Genomic DNA, 17,411 nt, shown 5'->3' with positions numbered 1-17,411 from the left:
CTCTCGGGCTTTCCTCCGGGCTGCTTCCCTTCGGTCTTGCGTTTCCGACTCTATCAGATCTTTCCGATCCGATTTCCTCGGTGCTTTCCAGGTTCTCGCTTCCGCGTTTCCCTTTCCGGCGGTTCCGACTCTATCAGATCCTTTCGGGCCTGATCCCCAGTCAGTGGGGGTTGTCTTTGCGGCTGTTGGGCCGTTCCGACGAGTGAGACTTTAGCGGATTCCCTGGCTCCCGAGCCAATCGGGGGCCGCGTCCTTTCGAACGGGGATTCCTCATTCCGTAAATACACATACCAATGAAACGACGACAGGTGTACTGCACGTCGAAGAGTGGTGGGTACTTCCGGAGTGGCTGCCCGGGGACCGACCGGAGTCGGCGCTCACGTCGGGCAACTCGGAGAACACTACGGATGGGGGTTGGGCGTGTCAACTCGGGGGCGGGCGGCACTCCGGGGGCGTAGCCTCGGGTGCATGACGACGCGTACGTGCACCCAGCTGTGGTGGGCCGCCTGACGGCGGCCGTTCTCACGTATGCACTCAACGGCCGCCGCTTCGGCGGCCGTTCTTGTTTCTCCCTCCGGAACCACCGAGGGACGGCCGCCCGGGGCGGCGGTCCTGGCCAGGAGGTGGAGGAGAGATGACACGGGTCTTCAGCGGGGTCAAGCCGACGGGGCATCTGACGCTGGGGAACTACCTGGGAGCCATGCGGCGGTGGGCCGCCGTCGACCAGCACGAGGCCGATGCCTTGTTCTGCGTCGTCGATCTGCACGCACTGACCGTGGAGCACGATCCGGCGCGGGTGCGCCGGCTGAGTCGGCAGGCGGCGACCTTGCTGCTGGCGTCCGGGCTGGATCCGCAGGAGTGCACGGTGTTCGTGCAGAGCCATGTGGACGAGCACGCTCGGCTGTCGTACGTGCTGGAGTGTGTGGCCACCGACGGTGAGATGCGGCGGATGATCCAGTACAAGGAGAAGGCCGCGCGGGAGCAGCGGCGGGGTGGGAGTGTGCGGCTGTCGCTGCTGACCTACCCCGTGCTGATGGCGGCGGACATCCTGGCCTACGGGGCCGACGAGGTGCCGGTCGGGGACGATCAGCGGCAGCATGTGGAGCTCGCTCGGGATATCGCCGTGCGGTTCAACCAGCGGTACGGGCATACGTTCGTGGTGCCTCGGGCCACGCGGCCAGGGGTGGCTGCTCGGGTGATGAATCTGCAGGATCCGGCGTCGAAGATGGGCAAGAGTGACGACGTCGGGCCGGGGATCGTCTATCTGCTGGACGAGCCGGACGTGATGCGGAAGAAGGTCATGCGGGCGGTGACCGACAGCGGGCGGGAGGTCGTGTACGACCGGGAGGCCCGGCCGGGGCTCGCGAACCTGCTGGAGATCCTCGCCGCGTGCACGGGTGAGGAGCCGGAGAGGTTGAGCGGCGCGTACGCGTCGTACGGGGATCTGAAGAAGGACACCGCTGAGGCTGTGGTGGAGGTGCTTCGGCCGGTTCAGAAGCGCCACAAGGAGTTGTGCGCGGACCCCGGGTATGTGGAGCGCGTGCTGCGGGACGGGGCGGAGCGGGCGCGGGGGATGGCCCGGCCGACTGTGGATGCCGCTTATCGCGCGATCGGGTTGCTTCCGGCGTGATGTGCCGCGGGGGCGGGTGATCGGCCCGCCCCCGGGTGCTTCAGCTGTTGTTGCCGGAGGCCAGGGCGCGGCTGCGGTCGCGGGCGGCTTCGAGGGCGGCGATGAGGGCGGCTCGTACGCCGTGGCTCTCGAGTTCGCGGATGGCGTTGATCGTCGTGCCGGCGGGGGACGTGACGTTCTCGCGGAGCTTGACCGGGTGCTCGCCGCTGTCGCGGAGCATCGTCGCGGCGCCGATGGCGGACTGGACGATCAGGTCGTGGGCCTTGTCGCGGGGCAGGCCGAGGAGGATGCCGGCGTCGGTCATGGCTTCGACCAGGTAGAAGAAGTAGGCCGGGCCGGAGCCGGAGAGGGCGGTGCAGGCGTCCTGCTGGGACTCGGGGACGCGGAGGGTCTTGCCGACGGCGCCGAAGATCTCCTCGGTGTGGGCGAGGTGGCCGGCGGTGGCGTGGGTGCCGGCGGAGATGACGGACATCGCCTCGTCGACCAGGGCGGGGGTGTTCGTCATGACGCGCACGACCGGGGTGTCGGGGGCGAGGCGCTCCTCGAAGTACGCCGTGGGGATGCCCGCGGCGCCGCTGATGACCAGGCGGTCGGCGGGGACGTGGGGGGCGAGTTCGTCGAGGAGCGTGCCCATGTCCTGCGGTTTGACCGTGAGGATCAGGGTGTCGGCGGTCTTCGCGGCTTCCGGGTTGGTGACCGGGGTGACGCCGTAGCGGGTGCGGAGTTCTTCGGCTCGTTCCTGGCGGCGGGAGGTGACCAGGAGGTCGGCCGGGTTCCAGCCGGCGCGGATCATTCCGCTGAGCAGGGCTTCGCCGATCTTGCCGGTGCCGAGGACTGCGACTTTCTGGGTCATGGCGCGGGGTGCCTCCGGGGGTGCGTCGTCCGGTGTCCATCGTCGCATCGGGGAGGGCGGGGTGGCTCGCTTGTCCGGTGGGCGGGATGTCGGGTGGCCCGGCTCACGCCGTCCTGCGTCGTAGCGTCGCCGCGCCCAGGGCCAGGACGAGGAGGGCGCAGCCCGCCACGATCAGGGCGTCGCGTACGAACGTGGCCGTCATGTCGGTGTGGTGGAGGACCTCGTTCATGCCGTCCACGGCGTAGGACATGGGGAGGACGTCGGAGATGGTCTCCAGGACCGGGTGCATGGTGTCGCGCGGGGTGAACAGGCCGCAGAGCAGGAGCTGGGGGAAGATCACCGCCGGCATGAACTGGACCGCCTGGAACTCCGAGGCCGCGAAGGCCGAGACGAACAGGCCGAGGGCCGTGCCGAGGAGGGCGTCGAGGAGGGCCACCAGGAGCAGGAGCCAGGGGCTGCCGGTGACGTCGAGGCCGAGGAACCAGACCGCGAGGCCGGTGGCCAGGGCGGACTGGATGATCGCGAGGGTGCCGAAGGCGAGGGCGTAGCCGGCGATCAGGTCGCCCTTGCCGAGGGGCATGGCGAGGAGGCGTTCGAGGGTGCCCGAGGTGCGTTCGCGCAGGGTGGCGATGGAGGTCACCAGGAACATCGTGATCAGCGGGAAGATCCCGAGGAGGGACGCGCCGATGCTGTCGAAGGTGCGGGGGTTGCCGTCGAAGACGTAGCGGAGCAGGAGCAGCATCACGCAGGGGATGAGGAGCAGGAGCGCGATGGTGCGGGGGTCGTGGGTGAGCTGGCGCAGGACGCGGGTGGTGGTGGCGGTGGTGCGGGCCGCGCTCAGGGCTTTCGGTGACGTGTTCGGTGAGGTGGGGGTGAGCGTGGTCGTCATCGCGTTGTCTCCTTCGGGCGGGCTGCCGCCTTCGCTTCGTCCACCAGGTGCAGGAAGGCCTCCTCGACCGTCTCGGCGCCGGTGGCGGTGCGCAGGGCTTCGGGGGTGTCGTCGGCGAGGAGTTCGCCCTCGCGCATGAGGAGGAGGCGGTGGCAGCGCTCGGCTTCGTCCATGACGTGGGAGGAGACGAGGAGGGTGGCGCCGCGGGTCGTCGCGATGTCGTGGAAGAGGGTCCAGAGGTCTCGGCGCAGGACCGGGTCGAGGCCGACGGTCGGTTCGTCGAGGACCAGGAGTTCGGGGGTGCCGAGGAGGGCGACGGCCAGGGAGACGCGGTTGCGCTGGCCGCCGGAGAGGTTGCCGGCCAGGGCGTGGGTGTGGGTGGTGAGGTCGACGTCGGCGAGGACGCGATCGACATCCTGGCGGCGGTCGGCGGCGGATCGGCCGGGGTCGAGGATCGCGGCGAAGTAGTCGAGGTTCTGGCGGACGGTCAGGTCGTCGTAGACGGACGGGGCCTGGGTGACGTAGCCGATGCGGGTGCGCAGGGTGGGGTGGCCCGCGGGGTGGCCGAGGACGTCGAGGGTGCCGGTGATCTTGGCCTGGGTGCCGACGACGGAGCGCATGAGGGTCGACTTGCCGCAGCCGGAGGGGCCGAGGAGGCCGGTGATCTGGCCTCGGGGGACGGTGAAGGCGAGGTTGTGGAGGACCGTGCGAGGGCCTCGGGTGACGGTGAGGTTGTCGGCGTGTACGGCGGTGGGTTCCGTGGTCGGGTTCGGGCCGGGGCGTGGTGAGCCGGGAGCGTTATTCATCATGTGATGAATAATGCTCCCGGTGGTGGGGTGCGTCAAGAAGGGGATCGGGGTGGGGTCAGGGTTTGGTCTTCGCGAGCAGGAGGACGACCTCGTAGACCTCCTCGACGGAACCGTCCGGGAAGGCGCTGAGCAGGTGCTCGCGTTCCGCGGCGAGGAAGGACGCGGTGTGTTCCTCGTCGTGGACCAGGAAGACCGAGTGGCTGGCGATGTTGGCGAGGTGGGTGTCGACCGGGACGCGGCGGCTCCAGCGGACCGTGCGGCGGGTGAAGTCGAGGCGGCCGGTGGGGTCGGCGGCGCGGGCGTTGACGTTCCGTTTCTCGGCGGAGATGTCGATGCCGAAGTGGCGCGCGGTGCGGGCGGCGGCCTCGGCGATCCAGGGGACGTCCAGGGCGTCGGTGTTCCACCAGAGGGCGAGTGCGCCGCCGGGGCGCAGGACGCGGAGGGCCTCCGGGACGGCGCGGGTGGGGTCGGTCCAGTGCCAGGCCTGGGCGTAGGTGACGAAGTCGAGGGAGGCGGTGGCGAGGGGGAGGTCGTCGCCGGTGCCGCGGATGATCGGGACGGCGGGGAGGGTGCGGCGGAATTGCGCTGCCATGCCGTTGCCGGGTTCCACCGCGATGACGTCCGCGCCTCGGGCGTGCAGGAGGGCGGTCGCTATGCCGGTGCCTGCGCCGATGTCTGCGACGCGGGAGCCGGGGAGGGGGTGGCCGGCCAGGTCTTCTATCGCGTCGAAGAGGGCTGGGGGGTAGGAGGGGCGGTTGGCCGCGTATTGGGCTGCGGCGGTGTTGAAGGAGTGGGCTCGGGTGGTTCGGGTGGGTTCGGGGGTGGGGGTGGGTGGTTCGGTGGGTGCGGGTTCGGGGGTGGGGTGTGCTCCGGGGGTGGGGTGGTGGGCGGGGGGAGGTGTGGTCATAAGGGCCATGGTGGCCGGGTGGTGGGGTGGGGTGCGGTGAGATTTCGGTGAGAGGGGCGGGCTATGGGCGGCGGCGCTTCTTCCCCGGGCGGCGAGTGGTCTTCTTCTCGTGTCGCTTGCGGGCTGCCTCGTACTCCTCGCGGTGGAGCTTCTCGCCGGGGGCCTCGGTGAGGGAGCGGAAGAAGTACGCGAGGAGGGAGCCGACGAAGCCGATGGCCAGGAGGCCGCGGAGGGATGCCTGGCGTTCGGGGTCGGGGCGGCGGGTGAAGCCGTCCCAGGTGTGGCGGAAGGCCATCGCGCTGCAGATCGCGAACATCACGATCATGAGGAACGAGACGAAGCCGCCGATCGCGGCGATCTGGAGGCCCTGGTAGGCGAGGCGGAGGACCAGGCAGGCGGCGGCCGCGGTGGCCAGTGAGCCGACGGCTACGGCTATGCGGCGGGGGGTGTAGCCGTTGTCGTGGTTCAGCCAGGTCGTGCCGAAGAAGCGGATGGGGTCGGGGGTCGGGCCGGGGGGTGGGGTGCCGTTTTCTGCGCTCACCGGCCGATTATCGCGCGGGGGTGTGCAGGCCTGCGGCGGCCTGTGGGGCTTTGGTGGGGGTGCGCGTCGCGCCTGCGGGGTGGTGGTGGGTCGGGGCCGCGTCGGGGGGTGTCCGTCCTCGGAACGTCGCGATGGGGTGTCAGGCCGACCGACTGTTCGTTGACGCGACAACCGCTGCGGGCGGACACCCCCCGACACGTCCCCTTCTCGCCGTACGCGGGTGCGGGTGCGTGGCCTCGCACGCCGCGGGCGGCCCGCAGTGGGGGCGGGCCGCCCGCGGTTGTGTGGGTGCGGGTCAGGAGCAGCGGGGGCGGACGTAGCCGTCGCTGCCGGTGTTCACGTAGGCGTCCGAGATGTACTGGCCGCTCGCGATGTTGTCCCAGATGGTGGTCGTGCCGTACGGGCCCGTGACGCGGGTGCCGGGTGTCTGGCAGTGGATGGCCACCCGGGCGCCCTCCGAAAGGGTCCTGACGATCGGGTAGCCGGTGCCGGGGCCGCTGCGGACGTTGAGGCTGACGCCGGGTGCGATCGAGTAGTACGTGGCCGCGGCGGCCAGTGTGGTGACCACCGGCATGCCGGTGCTGGGTCTGATCTGTTCTACAGACATGAAAATCCTCCCCCGTTGAACCCCATGGCAGCCATGGGGTCCCGTTGATTCCCCTGAATCACGCCATCAAACACTTGTGCGTGATTTGCCAGCGGAGGCTAGCAAGCCGCCTCTGTCTCGTACGAGTCATCGACTAGGCTCCGTGCGTCGCGCGCGCGGACGAACAGCACGGGGGTGGTTCCATGGCGGCGCAGGGAAACGCCGGAGCGGGCCCGGAAGCGGAACTTCCTGAGTTTGCCGGTCACTACCGACTCGAAGAGCGTCTGGGGTCGGGCGGCATGGGGGTCGTGCATCTGGCCCGGAGCACCTCCGGGATGAAGATGGCCGTGAAGGTCGTGCACGCGCAGTTCGCCGAGGACCCCGAGTTCAGGGGGCGTTTCCGGCAGGAGGTGGCTGCGGCCCGGCGGGTCAGCGGGGCCTTCACCGCTCCCGTTGTGGATGCCGATCCCGAGGCCGGGCGGCCCTGGATGGCCACGTTGTTCATTCCTGGGCCGACGCTGGCCCAGGAGGTGAAGCGGAACGGGCCCTTGGCTCCTGCGCAGTTGCGGCGGGTGATGGCCGGGCTCGCGGAGGCGCTGCGCGACATCCATCGGGTCGGGGTCGTGCACCGGGACCTGAAGCCGAGCAATGTCCTGCTCGCCGAGGACGGGCCGAAGGTCATCGACTTCGGCATTTCCCGGCCAAAGGACAGCGAGTTGCGCACCGAGACCGGGAAGCTGATCGGCACGCCGCCCTTCATGGCGCCCGAGCAGTTCCGGCGGCCCAGGGAAGTGGGGCCCGCCGCCGATGTCTTCGCGCTCGGGTCGGTGATGGTGCACGCGGCTACCGGGCGAGGGCCGTTCGACTCCGACAGCCCCTACGTCGTCGCCTACCAGGTGGTGCATGACGAGCCCGAGCTGACCGGCGTACCGGAACAGTTGGCGCCGCTCGTACTGCGGTGTCTCGCCAAGGAGCCCGAGGACCGGCCCTCGCCCGACGAGTTGATGCGGGAACTGCGGTCGGTGGCGGCGTCATACGACACGCAGGTGTTCATACCGGCGCAGCGCGAGGACGGGGCGCCGGGTGCTGGTGAGGCGGCGGGTACGGGTGAGGCAGCGGGTGCGGGTGAGGCAGCGGCTGTCGCGGGTCCGCGTCGGTCCAGGCTGCGTCTCGGGAGGCGGGCCGCTCTGGGGGCCGGTGCGCTCGGGCTGGCCGTCGTCGGCACGCTCGCGGCGGTGCCCCTGCTCGGGGGCGGTTCCGCTCCGGCTCCCGCGGTCAGCGCACCGCGGACCACTGCTGCCGCCTTCACGGCGTGGACGGCGGCGCCGTTGTCCCGGACGGGTGACACCCCTCTGTGCTCTTACGCGGCCGGGAAGTTGCTCTGCGCGCAGAGCGGGCTGGTCTTCGCTCTCGATCCGGCGGACGGGCGTCTGCTGTGGAAGTACCCGCTGGAGGGGATCGCCGCCGAGGGGCCGCCGAGTGGGGTTCCGGTCGTGTCGGGTGATCTGGTGCTGGCCGGGCTCGGTCACGGGGAGCGGCTGACCGCGCTCGATCCGGAGTCGGGTGATGTGGTCCGGCGGCAGGCCATGTCCATGTCGGGCGGGGTGCAGTCGGTGGGAGGGATGGTGCTCCTCACCGCGGCCGACGGCACGGTGACGGGTGTGGACAGTGCCTCCGGGGACGTGAAGTGGCGTCAGCCGATTCCAGGGCAGGAGGTGCCGTACTTCACGGCGTTCCCCGGGGATCCGCTGGCGTATGCGGCGACCGTGTCCGGTGATGGGGCCACGACGCAGGTGACGGCGGTGGAGCCCGGCACGGGCGAGGTGCGGTGGGACGCGCGGCTCGAAGGGGCGTTGGAGCCGATCGGGACGGTGGGTGGGTCCGTCGTGTTCGTCTCCGTCGATGCCGTGCGCGGGGAGGCGCGGGCCGTGGTTCGGTACAGCCCGGAGGGGCGGACGAGCGAGCGGGTGCCGTTGCGTATCCCGTTGCAGGGGGTCCAGGGCAGCGTGCGGGGGGACGTCGTCCATCTGATGGCGGAGGGCGGGGGGCTGGTCGCCGTCGATCTGGAGGCGCGCAAGCAGTTGTGGAGCCTGCAGACCGGTGTCGCGCGGGGGTCCGTGCCGGCCGCCGGTGATCGGTACGTGTACGTCACCACGCCGGACGGGCGGCTGCTCGCCGTCGACGGGCGGCGCGGGAAGCTCGTCGGGCAGACGTCTCCCCGGCTGGCGGATCAGTCGGACCGGGTTCCGGCCACGCTGCCCGAGCCCGTGGTCGTGGACGACCGTGTCTACGTCGGTGCTCCGGACGGCACCGTCTTCGGCGTGGACGGGCGTGATCCGGCCGGCTGGTAGGGGCCGCCGCCTTGCCCTTGCGGGGCGGCCCCGGGGTGGTCAGCCGAGCTTCGACACGTCCCGGACGGCGCCCTTGTCCGCGCTGGTCGCCATCGCGGCGTAGGCGCGCAGGGCGGCGGAGACCTTGCGGTCGCGGTTCTTCGGGGCGTAGACGCCGTTCAGGGCTTCCTCGCGGCGGGTCAGTTCGGCGTCGTCGACGAGGAGTTCGATGGTGCGGTTCGGGATGTCGATGCGGATGCGGTCGCCGTCCTCGACGAGGGCGATGGTGCCGCCGCCCGCCGCCTCCGGCGAGGCGTGCCCGATGGAGAGGCCGGACGTGCCGCCGGAGAAGCGGCCGTCGGTGATCAGGGCGCAGGCCTTGCCGAGGCCGCGGCCCTTCAGGTACGAGGTCGGGTAGAGCATCTCCTGCATGCCGGGGCCGCCCTTGGGGCCCTCGTAGCGGATGACGACGACGTCGCCCTCCGTGATCTGTTTCAGCAGGATCTTCTCGACGGCCTCCTCCTGCGACTCGCAGACGACCGCCGGGCCCTCGAAGGTCCAGATGGACTCGTCGACGCCGGCCGTCTTCACCACGCAGCCGTCGACCGCGAGGTTGCCCTTGAGGACCGCGAGGCCGCCGTCCTTGGAGTACGCGTGTTCGACGGAGCGGATGCAGCCGCCCTCGGCGTCCTCGTCGAGGGCCTCCCAGCGCTCGGACTGGGAGAAGGCCTCGGCGGAGCGGACGCAGCCGGGGGCCGCGTGCCACAGTTCGAGGGCCTTGGGGGACGGGGAGCCGCCGCGCACGTCCCAGGTCTTCAGCCAGTCGGCGAGGGTGGGGCTGTGGACCGAGTGCACGTCCTCGTTGAGGAGGCCGCCGCGGTGCAGTTCGCCGAGAAGGGCGGGGATGCCGCCGGCGCGGTGCACGTCCTCCATGTAGTACGTGCGGTTCTTGGCGACGTTCGGGGCGACCTTGGCGAGGCAGGGGACGCGGCGGGAGACCTCGTTGATCTCCTCCAGGCCGAAGGGGACGCCGGCCTCCTGGGCCGCGGCCAGCAGGTGCAGGATCGTGTTGGTCGAGCCGCCCATGGCGATGTCCAGGGCCATCGCGTTCTCGAAGGCCGCGATGGTGGCGACATTGCGCGGCAGGACCGTGTCGTCGTCCTGGTCGTAGTAGCGGCGGGTGATGTCCATGACCGTGTTCGCGGCGTCGACGTAGAGCTGCTTGCGCGCGGTGTGCGTGGCCAGGACCGAGCCGTTGCCGGGGAGGGAGAGGCCGATGGCCTCGGTGAGGCAGTTCATCGAGTTGGCGGTGAACATGCCGGAACAGCTGCCGCAGGTCGGGCAGGCGTTCTCCTCGATACGGAGGATGTCCTCGTCCGAGATCTTGTCGTTCACGGCGTCGGAGATCGCGTCGACCAGGTCGAGCGTGCGGACCGTGCCGTCGACCAGCGTGGCGCGGCCGGACTCCATCGGGCCGCCGGAGACGAACACCGTCGGGATGTTCAGGCGCAGGGCCGCGTTGAGCATGCCCGGGGTGATCTTGTCGCAGTTGGAGATGCAGATCAGGGCGTCGGCGCAGTGGGCCTCGACCATGTACTCGACCGAGTCCGCGATGAGGTCGCGGGAGGGGAGGCTGTAGAGCATGCCGCCGTGGCCCATGGCGATGCCGTCGTCGACCGCGATGGTGTTGAACTCGCGCGGGATGCCGCCGGCCTCGACGATCGCCTCGCTGACGATCCGGCCGACCGGCTGGAGGTGGGTGTGGCCCGGCACGAACTCGGTGAAGCTGTTGGCGACCGCGATGATCGGCTTACGGCCGATGTCCGCACCCGGTACACCGGAGGCCCGCATAAGGGCGCGGGCGCCCGCCATGTTGCGGCCGTGGGTGACTGTGCGGGACCTCAGCTCGGGCATCGTCGCTCGCTCCTTCAGAGACTGCGTCAGAGGATTCGGAGACTTCTGACTGCTATCGAGCGTACGCCGGTCATCCAGAGGGCGGGACGGAGTGTCCGGAATGCGGGATGCGATGTCTCGCCGGCAGCGGTCGTGGGCCGCTCAGGGGCCGGTGAGGTGGCCCTGTACGACCGGGGCCAGGCGCTCGATGATCTGTTCCGGGTCCGCCGAGGCCAGGGGCTCGACCTTGATGACGTAGCGCAGCATGGCCGTGCCCACGAGCTGGGCGGCGGCCAATTCGGCGCGCAGTTCGGCGTCCGGCAGGTCCAGGCGGACGGCGATGCGGCGCAGGACCTGGGTGGCGACGATCCGGCGGAAGACGGCGGCGGCCGTCTCGTTGGTGACGGCGGAGCGGACGATGGCGAGCAGGGGCGTGCGGGTCGCCGGGTTCTCCCAGACGCCGAAGAAGAAGCGGACCAGGCGCTCCCCCACGCCGTCGAGCGGGCCCTCGGCGATGGCTTTCGGTGCCTCCATGGCGGGGGCGAAGGACTGGGTGATCGCCGCCTCGAAGACCTGTTCCTTGGTCCCGAAGTAGTGGTGCACGAGCGCCGGGTCGACTCCGGCCGCCTTGGCGATGCCGCGCACGGACGTCTTCTCGTAGCCGCGCTCGGAGAACTCGTCGCGGGCGGTGGTGAGGATGCGATCGCGGGTGTCGGCCGACTCCGTGCGCGGGGGGCGGCCACGGCGGCGGGCGGTGGTGCCGGCTCCGGTGCCTGCTCCGGTTCCGGTTCCGGCTCCTGTACCGGTGCCTGCTCCGGTTCCGGTGCCGGTTCCGGTTCTTGTGCCGGTTCCGGCCGGGGGCTCGTGCGACGGGCGGTCGCTCATCGTCGCGGCACCCGCACCGCCGAGGCCAGGTGCAGGCGCGTGAAGGCCAGCGCCTCCGCCAGGTCGGCCTCCCGCTCCGCGCTCGACATGGCGCGGCGGGTGTTGACCTCGATGACGACATGCCCGTCGAAGCCGGTCAGGGCGAGCCGCTCCAGCACCTCGGCGCAGGGCTGGGTACCGCGGCCGGGCACCAGGTGCTCGTCCTTGGCCGATCCCCTGCCGTCGGCGAGGTGGACGTGGCCGAGGCGGTCCCCCATGCGGTCGACCATGGCCAGGGCATCGGAGCGGGCCGTCGCGGTGTGGCTGAGGTCGATCGTGAAGTGCCGGTAGTCGTCCTTCGTCACGTCCCAGTCGGGGGCGTACGCGAGCATCTCGCGGTCGCGATAGCGCCAGGGGTACATGTTCTCGACGGCGAACCGTACGTCCGTCTCGTTCGCCATGCGCCAGATGCCGGTGACGAAGTCCCGGGCGTACTGGCGCTGCCAGCGGAAGGGCGGGTGTACGACGACGGCGCTCGCGCCCAGCTTCTCGGCCGCCGCGCGGGCCCGCTGGAGCTTGGTCCAGGGGTCGGTGGACCAGACGCGCTGCGTGATGAGCAGGCAGGGGGCGTGGACGGCCAGGATCGGGATCTGGTGGTAGTCGCTGAGTCTGCGCAGGGCCTCGATGTCCTGGCTCACGGGATCCGTCCAGACCATGACCTCGACCCCGTCGTAGCCGAGGCGTGCGGCGATCTCGAAGGCCGTGGCCGTCGACTCCGGGTAGACCGAGGCCGTCGACAGGGCGACCTTCGCGTCCGGGATCTTTACGGCTGGCTCTGCCATGCAGGACAGATTACGGGGTGTGGTCGGGGCGGGGCGGGGGGCCTCTTCGCCGTTGTGGTGTTTGCCACGGCGGGGGTGCATGTCCTTCGCAGCTCTCCTACACCGACTCCATGTGGTCCAGGCGCCGCAGGATCACGCCCTCCCGCAGCGCCCACGGGCAGATCTCCACGCGCTCGACGCCGAACAGGTCCATCGCGCCCTCCGCGACCAGGGCACCGGCCAGGAGCTGGTTCGCCCGGCCCTCGGAGACGCCCGGCAGCTCGGCCCGTTCCGCCTCCGTCATGCCGGCCAGCCTCGGAACCCAGGCCTCCAGGGACTCCCGCTTCAGCTCGCGCTGGACGTAGGGGCCCTCGGCGGAGCGGGCGGCGCCGGCGATGCGGGCCAGCTGCTTGAAGGTCTTGGACGTGGCCACGACGTGGTCGGGGGAGCCGATGCGGCTGAACTCGCCGACCGTGCGGGCGATCTCGGCGCGTACATGGCGGCGCAGGGCGCGGACGGCGTCCGCGGAGGGCGGGTCGCCGGGCAGCCAGCCGGAGGTGAGGCGGCCGGCGCCCAGCGGCAGCGAGACGGCCGCGTCGGGCTCCTCGTCGATGCCGTAGGCGACCTCCAGGGAGCCGCCGCCGATGTCCAGGACCAGCAGTTTCCCGGCCGACCAGCCGAACCAGCGGCGGGCGGCGAGGAAGGTGAGGCGGGCCTCCTCCGCGCCGGTGAGGACCTGGAGCTCGACGCCGGTCTCGGCGCGCACGCGGGCGAGGACGTCATCGGCGTTGCGGGCCTCACGCACGGCGGAGGTGGCGAACGGCAGCAGATCCTCGACGCCCTTGTCCTCGGCGGCCTGGAGCGCCTCCTGGACGACCGAGATCAGCTGGTCGACGCCGTGCGGGCCGATCGCGCCGTCGTCGTCGAGGAGCTGGGCGAGGCGCAGTTCCGCCTTGTGCGAGTGCGCGGGCAACGGGCACGCGCCGGGATGCGCGTCCACCACGAGCAGATGCACCGTGTTCGATCCCACGTCGAGGACACCGAGTCTCATGTACGGAACGCTACTGCCAGCCGGGCCGTCCGCCGTCCTCGGTAGGGGTACAAGGCCCGTACCCTGGAGATGTGCCAAAGACGAAAAAGGCGAAGCGCGACAAATCATCGGGTGCCGCGGTGTCCGACGAGAAGGGCCTCGACTTCGCCCGCGCGTGGGTGGAGTTTCCTGATCCGGCGGACGACGAGCAGGTCTTCCGCTGCGATCTGACATGGCTGACCTCTCGCTGGAACTGCATCTTCGGCAGCGGCTGCCAGGGCATCCAGGCCGGCCGCGCGGACGACGGGTGCTGCACGCTGGGTGCCCACTTCTCCGACGAGGACGACGAGAAGCGGGTCGCCGAGCATATGGCGAGGCTCACGCCGGACATCTGGCAGAACCACGCCGAGGGCACGAGCAGCGGCTGGATCTCCGAGGACGAGGACGGCGACCGGCAGACGCGCCCCTTCCAGGGCTCGTGCATCTTCCAGAACCGGCCCGGCTTCCCGGGCGGCGCGGGCTGCTCGCTGCACATCCTCGCCCTGAAGGAGGGCCGCGAGCCGCTGGAGACCAAGCCGGACGTGTGCTGGCAGCTGCCGGTGCGGCGGACGTACGAGTGGATCGACCGGCCCGACGACACGCGCGTGCTGCAGGTGTCGATCGGTGAGTACGACCGCCGCGGCTGGGGTCCGGGCGGCCATGACCTGCACTGGTGGTGCACGTCGGCGACCTCGGCGCACGGCGCGGGCGACCCGGTGTACGTGTCCTACCGGCCGGAGCTGATCGAGCTGATGGGCAAGGCCGGCTACGACCGGCTGGTCGAGCTGTGCGAGGAGCGGCTGGCCTCGCAGCTGCCGTTGCTGGCACCGCATCCGGCGGATCCGGTCGGCTGACGAGCGTCCCTAGGACGTGGACTGACTCGGGTCGTCGCCCTCTGAGGGCGGGGGCGTCGGGTCTGTCGGGTCGCCCGGGCCCGGGCCCGGGTCGGTGGGCGTGGGGTCCGGGTCGGGTGACGGGGGCGGGGTCGTCGGCGTCGGGTCGGGGTCCGGTGCCGCGGTCGTGGGCGTCGGGTCGGGCTGGTGCGGGGGCGGGTCGCTGGGGTGGGGGTCCGGGCCGGGGCCGGGATCGGAGGGGGTGGGCGCGGTGCCGAAGCCCTCGATGTGGACGACGGCGCCCACGGGTGCGACCGCCACCTGCGCGTGCCAGGGGCCGGCGGGCTCCCGCAGATGGTCGACGTACACCTTGATCGTCAACGACTCGCCGGGCCGCAGCGTTCCCGAGGACTGGCTGAGGTAGAGCCAGTCGGCTCCCGTGGAGGCGGACCAGCGGACCGGGGCCGGGCCTGTGGCGGTGAGGGTGATCAGGGTGGTGTCGCCGGTGTTGTCCGCCGTGACGTCCAGCGCGCTCGCGCGGCCGGAACTCGCGACGCCGATGACCTCCACGGACACGTCGGCCTTGCCGTTCCTGCCGAAGCGGGTGCCGGGTCTGGTGCTCGCGTTGCCGGTGTTCTCGTAGCCGCCGCCTGCCATCTCGCCGTCCAGGCCGAGCGGGTCGTCCACCTCCAGCGCGGAGGCGGAGCGGCCGTCCTGGGCCTCGCCCACGGGGGTGCCCCGGTAGGCGGCCCACAGAGCGAGCACGGGGGCGGCCACGACGGTGGCGACGACGGTCGTGGTGACGGCACGCGCGCGGAGACGGTCCCTTCGGGCGGCGCGGTCCTTGGGGTCCATCGGGTAGCCGCGCCGGTCGAAGCGGGGGGCCGCGCCACGCGCGCGTGGCGGGTGGGCCATGGCGACGTGCAGGGCCGCGAGGGGCGCGGGCAGGACGGGCAGCGCGGCGGGCGTGACGCTGGTGCCGGGCCAGCGGCCGGGGATGGCGCGCTCGGCGGTGCGGCGGCATCGCGGGCAGTCGTCGACGTGCCGGACGAGCTCGCGGCGCAGGGCCGTGCCGAGCACGAGCCGGTCGTCGCCGACGAGGTGGGCGACGCTCGGACACGCCCCGGTCTCGACCACGGCGAGGGCCGCACGCGTGCGTTCGACCTCGCAGGCGGCGGAGGCGAGCAGGTCGCGGGTGGTGGCGAGGTCCATGCCGAGGACGGCGGCGACCTCGTGGGCGGCGAGGTGGTGGCGCACGGCCAGTTCGAGCGCCTCCCGCTGCTCCGGGGTGGTGCCGGCGGCCTCCGGCCAGGCCAGCAGGGCCAGTTCGCCGCGGCGCCGCTCCTGGACCTCCTCGGAGAGGGCCGGGGCGGCGGGGCGGTCGGCGCGCTGTGCGCGGCCCGCCGCGTGGCTGCTCGTACGTTTCTGCTTGGCCTCGGCCAGCCCTCGCAGGCACGCCCAGCGGGCCAGCGCGTACAGCCAGGCCCTGCGGTCCGCGGGCGCCTCGGGGACGTGCCGGCCGCGGCGTTCGGCGAGCGCGAGGACGTCGCCCAGGGCGGCGGTCGCGGCGTCGTGGTCGCACAGCACGGACAGGCAGTAGGTGAACAGGCCGTCCAGATAGGGCTCGTAGCGCCCGGGCGGCCGCTGCACCAGCGTGCGCGCCGCACCGCGGTCACGCGCTTCCCGGTGCGCCCGGTGGGCGCCGGCCGAGCGGGTCGAGATCTCCGGCGTACTGCTCGTCATTCGGCGACCGTAGGGGGCCGGGAGTGTTACCTTCCGGCGGCTTGAGCACATTTAATCCGTACGGGTGAAACGATCCCTCAATAGGGGACAGGAACCAGTTGTTCCGCCGCCGGCGCGGGGTGGCGGGGTCCTGGCGCGCGGATGTCCGGCCCCTCCGGTCGCGCCGCTGGCCGCGCCCTCCGGTCCCCGCGGTGTCAGTGCCTGCGGCTACGGTTCGTCCATGGCTGCCCGTACGAAGACCACCAAGGACCGCCCGTCCTACCGCTGCACGGAGTGCGGGTGGCAGACGGCGAAGTGGCTCGGCCGCTGCCCCGAGTGCCAGGCCTGGGGGACGGTCGAGGAGTACGGCACGCCCGCGGTCCGTACGACGGCACCGGGCAGGGTCACCACCTCCGCCCTGCCCATCGGCCAGGTGGACGTCCGCCGGGCGACGGCCCGCTCCACCGGCGTGCCCGAGCTGGACCGGGTGCTCGGCGGCGGCCTGGTCCCCGGCGCGGTGGTGCTGGTCGCGGGCGAACCGGGCGTCGGCAAGTCGACGCTCCTGCTCGACGTGGCGGCCAAGTCGGCGAGCGACGAGCACCGCACGCTGTACGTCACGGGCGAGGAGTCGGCGAGCCAAGTCCGGCTGCGCGCCGACCGCATCAAGGCCATCGACGACCATCTGTACCTGGCCGCCGAGACGGATCTGGCGGCGGTGCTGGGCCACTTGGACGCGGTGAAGCCGTCGCTGCTGATCCTGGACTCGGTGCAGACGGTGGCCTCCCCGGAGATCGACGGCGCGCCCGGCGGCATGGCCCAGGTCCGGGAGGTCGCGGGCGCCCTGATCCGGGCGTCGAAGGAACGCGGCATGTCCACGCTGCTCGTGGGCCATGTCACCAAGGACGGCGCCATCGCGGGCCCGCGCCTGCTGGAACACCTCGTGGACGTCGTCCTGCACTTCGAGGGCGACCGGCACGCCCGCCTCCGCCTCGTACGAGGTGTCAAGAACCGCTACGGCACCACCGACGAGGTCGGCTGCTTCGAACTGCACGACGAGGGCATCACGGGCCTCGCGGACCCGAGCGGACTTTTCCTGACACGTCGGGCGGAACCGGTCCCGGGCACCTGTCTGACCGTCACCCTGGAGGGCCGCCGCCCGCTGGTCGCCGAGGTCCAGGCGCTCACGGTCGACTCACAGATCCCCTCCCCGCGCCGCACCACCTCGGGCCTGGAGACCTCCCGGGTCTCGATGATGCTGGCGGTGCTGGAACAGCGCGGCCGGATCAGCGCCTTGGGCAAGCGGGACATCTACTCCGCGACGGTCGGCGGCGTGAAGCTCTCGGAGCCCGCGGCGGATCTGGCCGTCGCCCTCGCCCTGGCGAGCGCGGCGAGTGACACACCTCTCCCCAAGAACCTGGTCGCGATCGGGGAAGTCGGCCTCGCGGGCGAGGTGCGGCGGGTCACTGGCGTGCAGCGCAGGCTGGCGGAAGCCCACCGTCTGGGCTTCACACACGCCCTGGTACCGGGCGACCCGGGCAAGATCCCCGCGGGTATGAAGGTTCTGGAAGTCTCGGACATAGGGGACGCGCTACAGGTCCTTCCGCGCTCCCGTCGCAGAGAGGCCCCACGGGACGAGGAGGGTCGCCGGTAGACTTTGCCCAGGT

16 protein-coding genes are annotated in these 17,411 nt (G+C 71.6%); 5 read left to right on the top strand and 11 right to left on the bottom strand.

Translation table 11 applies throughout. The features are described 5' to 3' along the window. Both ACZ6I3_RS26255 and trpS read left to right on the top strand, forming a co-directional pair. Positions 1–206: hypothetical protein (locus tag ACZ6I3_RS26255; RefSeq protein ID WP_469417833.1), on the top strand; the 206-nt coding region annotated here is incomplete at its 5' end. Positions 207–634: 428 nt separating this feature from the next. Next, positions 635–1,630, top strand: a complete 996-nt coding sequence (trpS, locus tag ACZ6I3_RS26250; protein WP_469417831.1) for a tryptophan--tRNA ligase — start codon at positions 635–637, stop codon at positions 1,628–1,630. Between the two features lie 40 nt (positions 1,631–1,670). Here the strand turns inward: trpS and proC are convergent, their stop codons facing one another. The 6 genes from proC to ACZ6I3_RS26220 all read right to left on the bottom strand — a co-directional run bounded on the left by proC (position 1,671) and on the right by ACZ6I3_RS26220 (position 6,236). Further along, on the bottom strand, positions 1,671–2,483 hold the full coding sequence (gene proC, locus ACZ6I3_RS26245; RefSeq protein ID WP_469417830.1) for a pyrroline-5-carboxylate reductase: 813 nt from the start codon (positions 2,481–2,483) through the stop codon (positions 1,671–1,673). Positions 2,484–2,586: 103 nt separating this feature from the next. Then, complete coding sequence (locus ACZ6I3_RS26240) at positions 2,587–3,372, bottom strand: ABC transporter permease (RefSeq protein WP_469417828.1); 786 nt, start codon at positions 3,370–3,372, stop codon at positions 2,587–2,589. Then, complete coding sequence (locus ACZ6I3_RS26235) at positions 3,369–4,181, bottom strand: ABC transporter ATP-binding protein (RefSeq protein WP_469417827.1); 813 nt, start codon at positions 4,179–4,181, stop codon at positions 3,369–3,371. Before ACZ6I3_RS26235 ends, ACZ6I3_RS26240 begins: the two co-directional genes overlap by 4 nt. Before the next feature lie 55 nt (positions 4,182–4,236). Continuing rightward, positions 4,237–5,088, bottom strand: a complete 852-nt coding sequence (locus tag ACZ6I3_RS26230; protein WP_469417825.1) for a class I SAM-dependent methyltransferase — start codon at positions 5,086–5,088, stop codon at positions 4,237–4,239. A gap of 61 nt (positions 5,089–5,149) precedes the next feature. After that, the gene (locus ACZ6I3_RS26225) at positions 5,150–5,629 is read right to left on the bottom strand and encodes an EamA/RhaT family transporter (protein WP_469417824.1); all 480 of its coding nucleotides are present in this window, start codon (positions 5,627–5,629) and stop codon (positions 5,150–5,152) included. A 295-nt stretch (positions 5,630–5,924) separates the two neighbouring features. After that, positions 5,925–6,236 carry an SH3 domain-containing protein gene (locus tag ACZ6I3_RS26220; RefSeq protein ID WP_469417822.1) on the bottom strand — a complete coding sequence of 104 codons (312 nt, stop codon included), beginning with the start codon at positions 6,234–6,236 and terminating at the stop codon, positions 5,925–5,927. A gap of 182 nt (positions 6,237–6,418) precedes the next feature. On the opposite strand from ACZ6I3_RS26220, the gene ACZ6I3_RS26215 reads away from it, so the two are divergent. Continuing rightward, positions 6,419–8,566, top strand: a complete 2,148-nt coding sequence (locus tag ACZ6I3_RS26215; protein WP_469417821.1) for a protein kinase domain-containing protein — start codon at positions 6,419–6,421, stop codon at positions 8,564–8,566. 39 nt (positions 8,567–8,605) lie between these two features. Here ACZ6I3_RS26215 and ilvD read toward each other — a convergent pair whose 3' ends face one another. The 4 genes from ilvD to ACZ6I3_RS26195 all read right to left on the bottom strand — a co-directional run bounded on the left by ilvD (position 8,606) and on the right by ACZ6I3_RS26195 (position 13,174). Next, entirely contained in the window at positions 8,606–10,459 is a 1,854-nt protein-coding gene (gene ilvD / locus ACZ6I3_RS26210) for a dihydroxy-acid dehydratase (protein ID WP_469417820.1), read from the bottom strand. A 141-nt stretch (positions 10,460–10,600) separates the two neighbouring features. Then, entirely contained in the window at positions 10,601–11,323 is a 723-nt protein-coding gene (locus tag ACZ6I3_RS26205; RefSeq protein WP_469417819.1) for a TetR/AcrR family transcriptional regulator, read from the bottom strand. Continuing rightward, the gene (locus ACZ6I3_RS26200) at positions 11,320–12,144 is read right to left on the bottom strand and encodes a sugar phosphate isomerase/epimerase family protein (RefSeq protein ID WP_469417818.1); all 825 of its coding nucleotides are present in this window, start codon (positions 12,142–12,144) and stop codon (positions 11,320–11,322) included. Before ACZ6I3_RS26200 ends, ACZ6I3_RS26205 begins: the two co-directional genes overlap by 4 nt. Before the next feature lie 97 nt (positions 12,145–12,241). Next, positions 12,242–13,174 (bottom strand): Ppx/GppA family phosphatase, encoded by a 933-nt coding sequence (locus tag ACZ6I3_RS26195; protein ID WP_469417816.1) that lies wholly within the window; start codon positions 13,172–13,174, stop codon positions 12,242–12,244. Positions 13,175–13,245: 71 nt separating this feature from the next. Between ACZ6I3_RS26195 and ACZ6I3_RS26190 the strand changes: the two genes are divergently transcribed. Continuing rightward, entirely contained in the window at positions 13,246–14,046 is an 801-nt protein-coding gene (locus ACZ6I3_RS26190) for a DUF3109 family protein (protein WP_469417815.1), read from the top strand. Between the two features lie 9 nt (positions 14,047–14,055). Here ACZ6I3_RS26190 and ACZ6I3_RS26185 read toward each other — a convergent pair whose 3' ends face one another. Continuing rightward, positions 14,056–15,768 (bottom strand): BACON domain-containing protein, encoded by a 1,713-nt coding sequence (locus tag ACZ6I3_RS26185; RefSeq protein WP_469417814.1) that lies wholly within the window; start codon positions 15,766–15,768, stop codon positions 14,056–14,058. A 220-nt stretch (positions 15,769–15,988) separates the two neighbouring features. Between ACZ6I3_RS26185 and radA the strand changes: the two genes are divergently transcribed. Continuing rightward, positions 15,989–17,398 carry a DNA repair protein RadA gene (radA, locus tag ACZ6I3_RS26180; RefSeq protein ID WP_469417813.1) on the top strand — a complete coding sequence of 470 codons (1,410 nt, stop codon included), beginning with the start codon at positions 15,989–15,991 and terminating at the stop codon, positions 17,396–17,398. The last annotated feature ends 13 nt before the right edge of the window (positions 17,399–17,411 follow it).

The organism is Streptomyces sp. NPDC041940, assembly GCF_055589465.1.
Note: the sequence above shows the minus strand (reverse complement) of the source record. Positions and strands in the feature narration are given on the sequence as shown.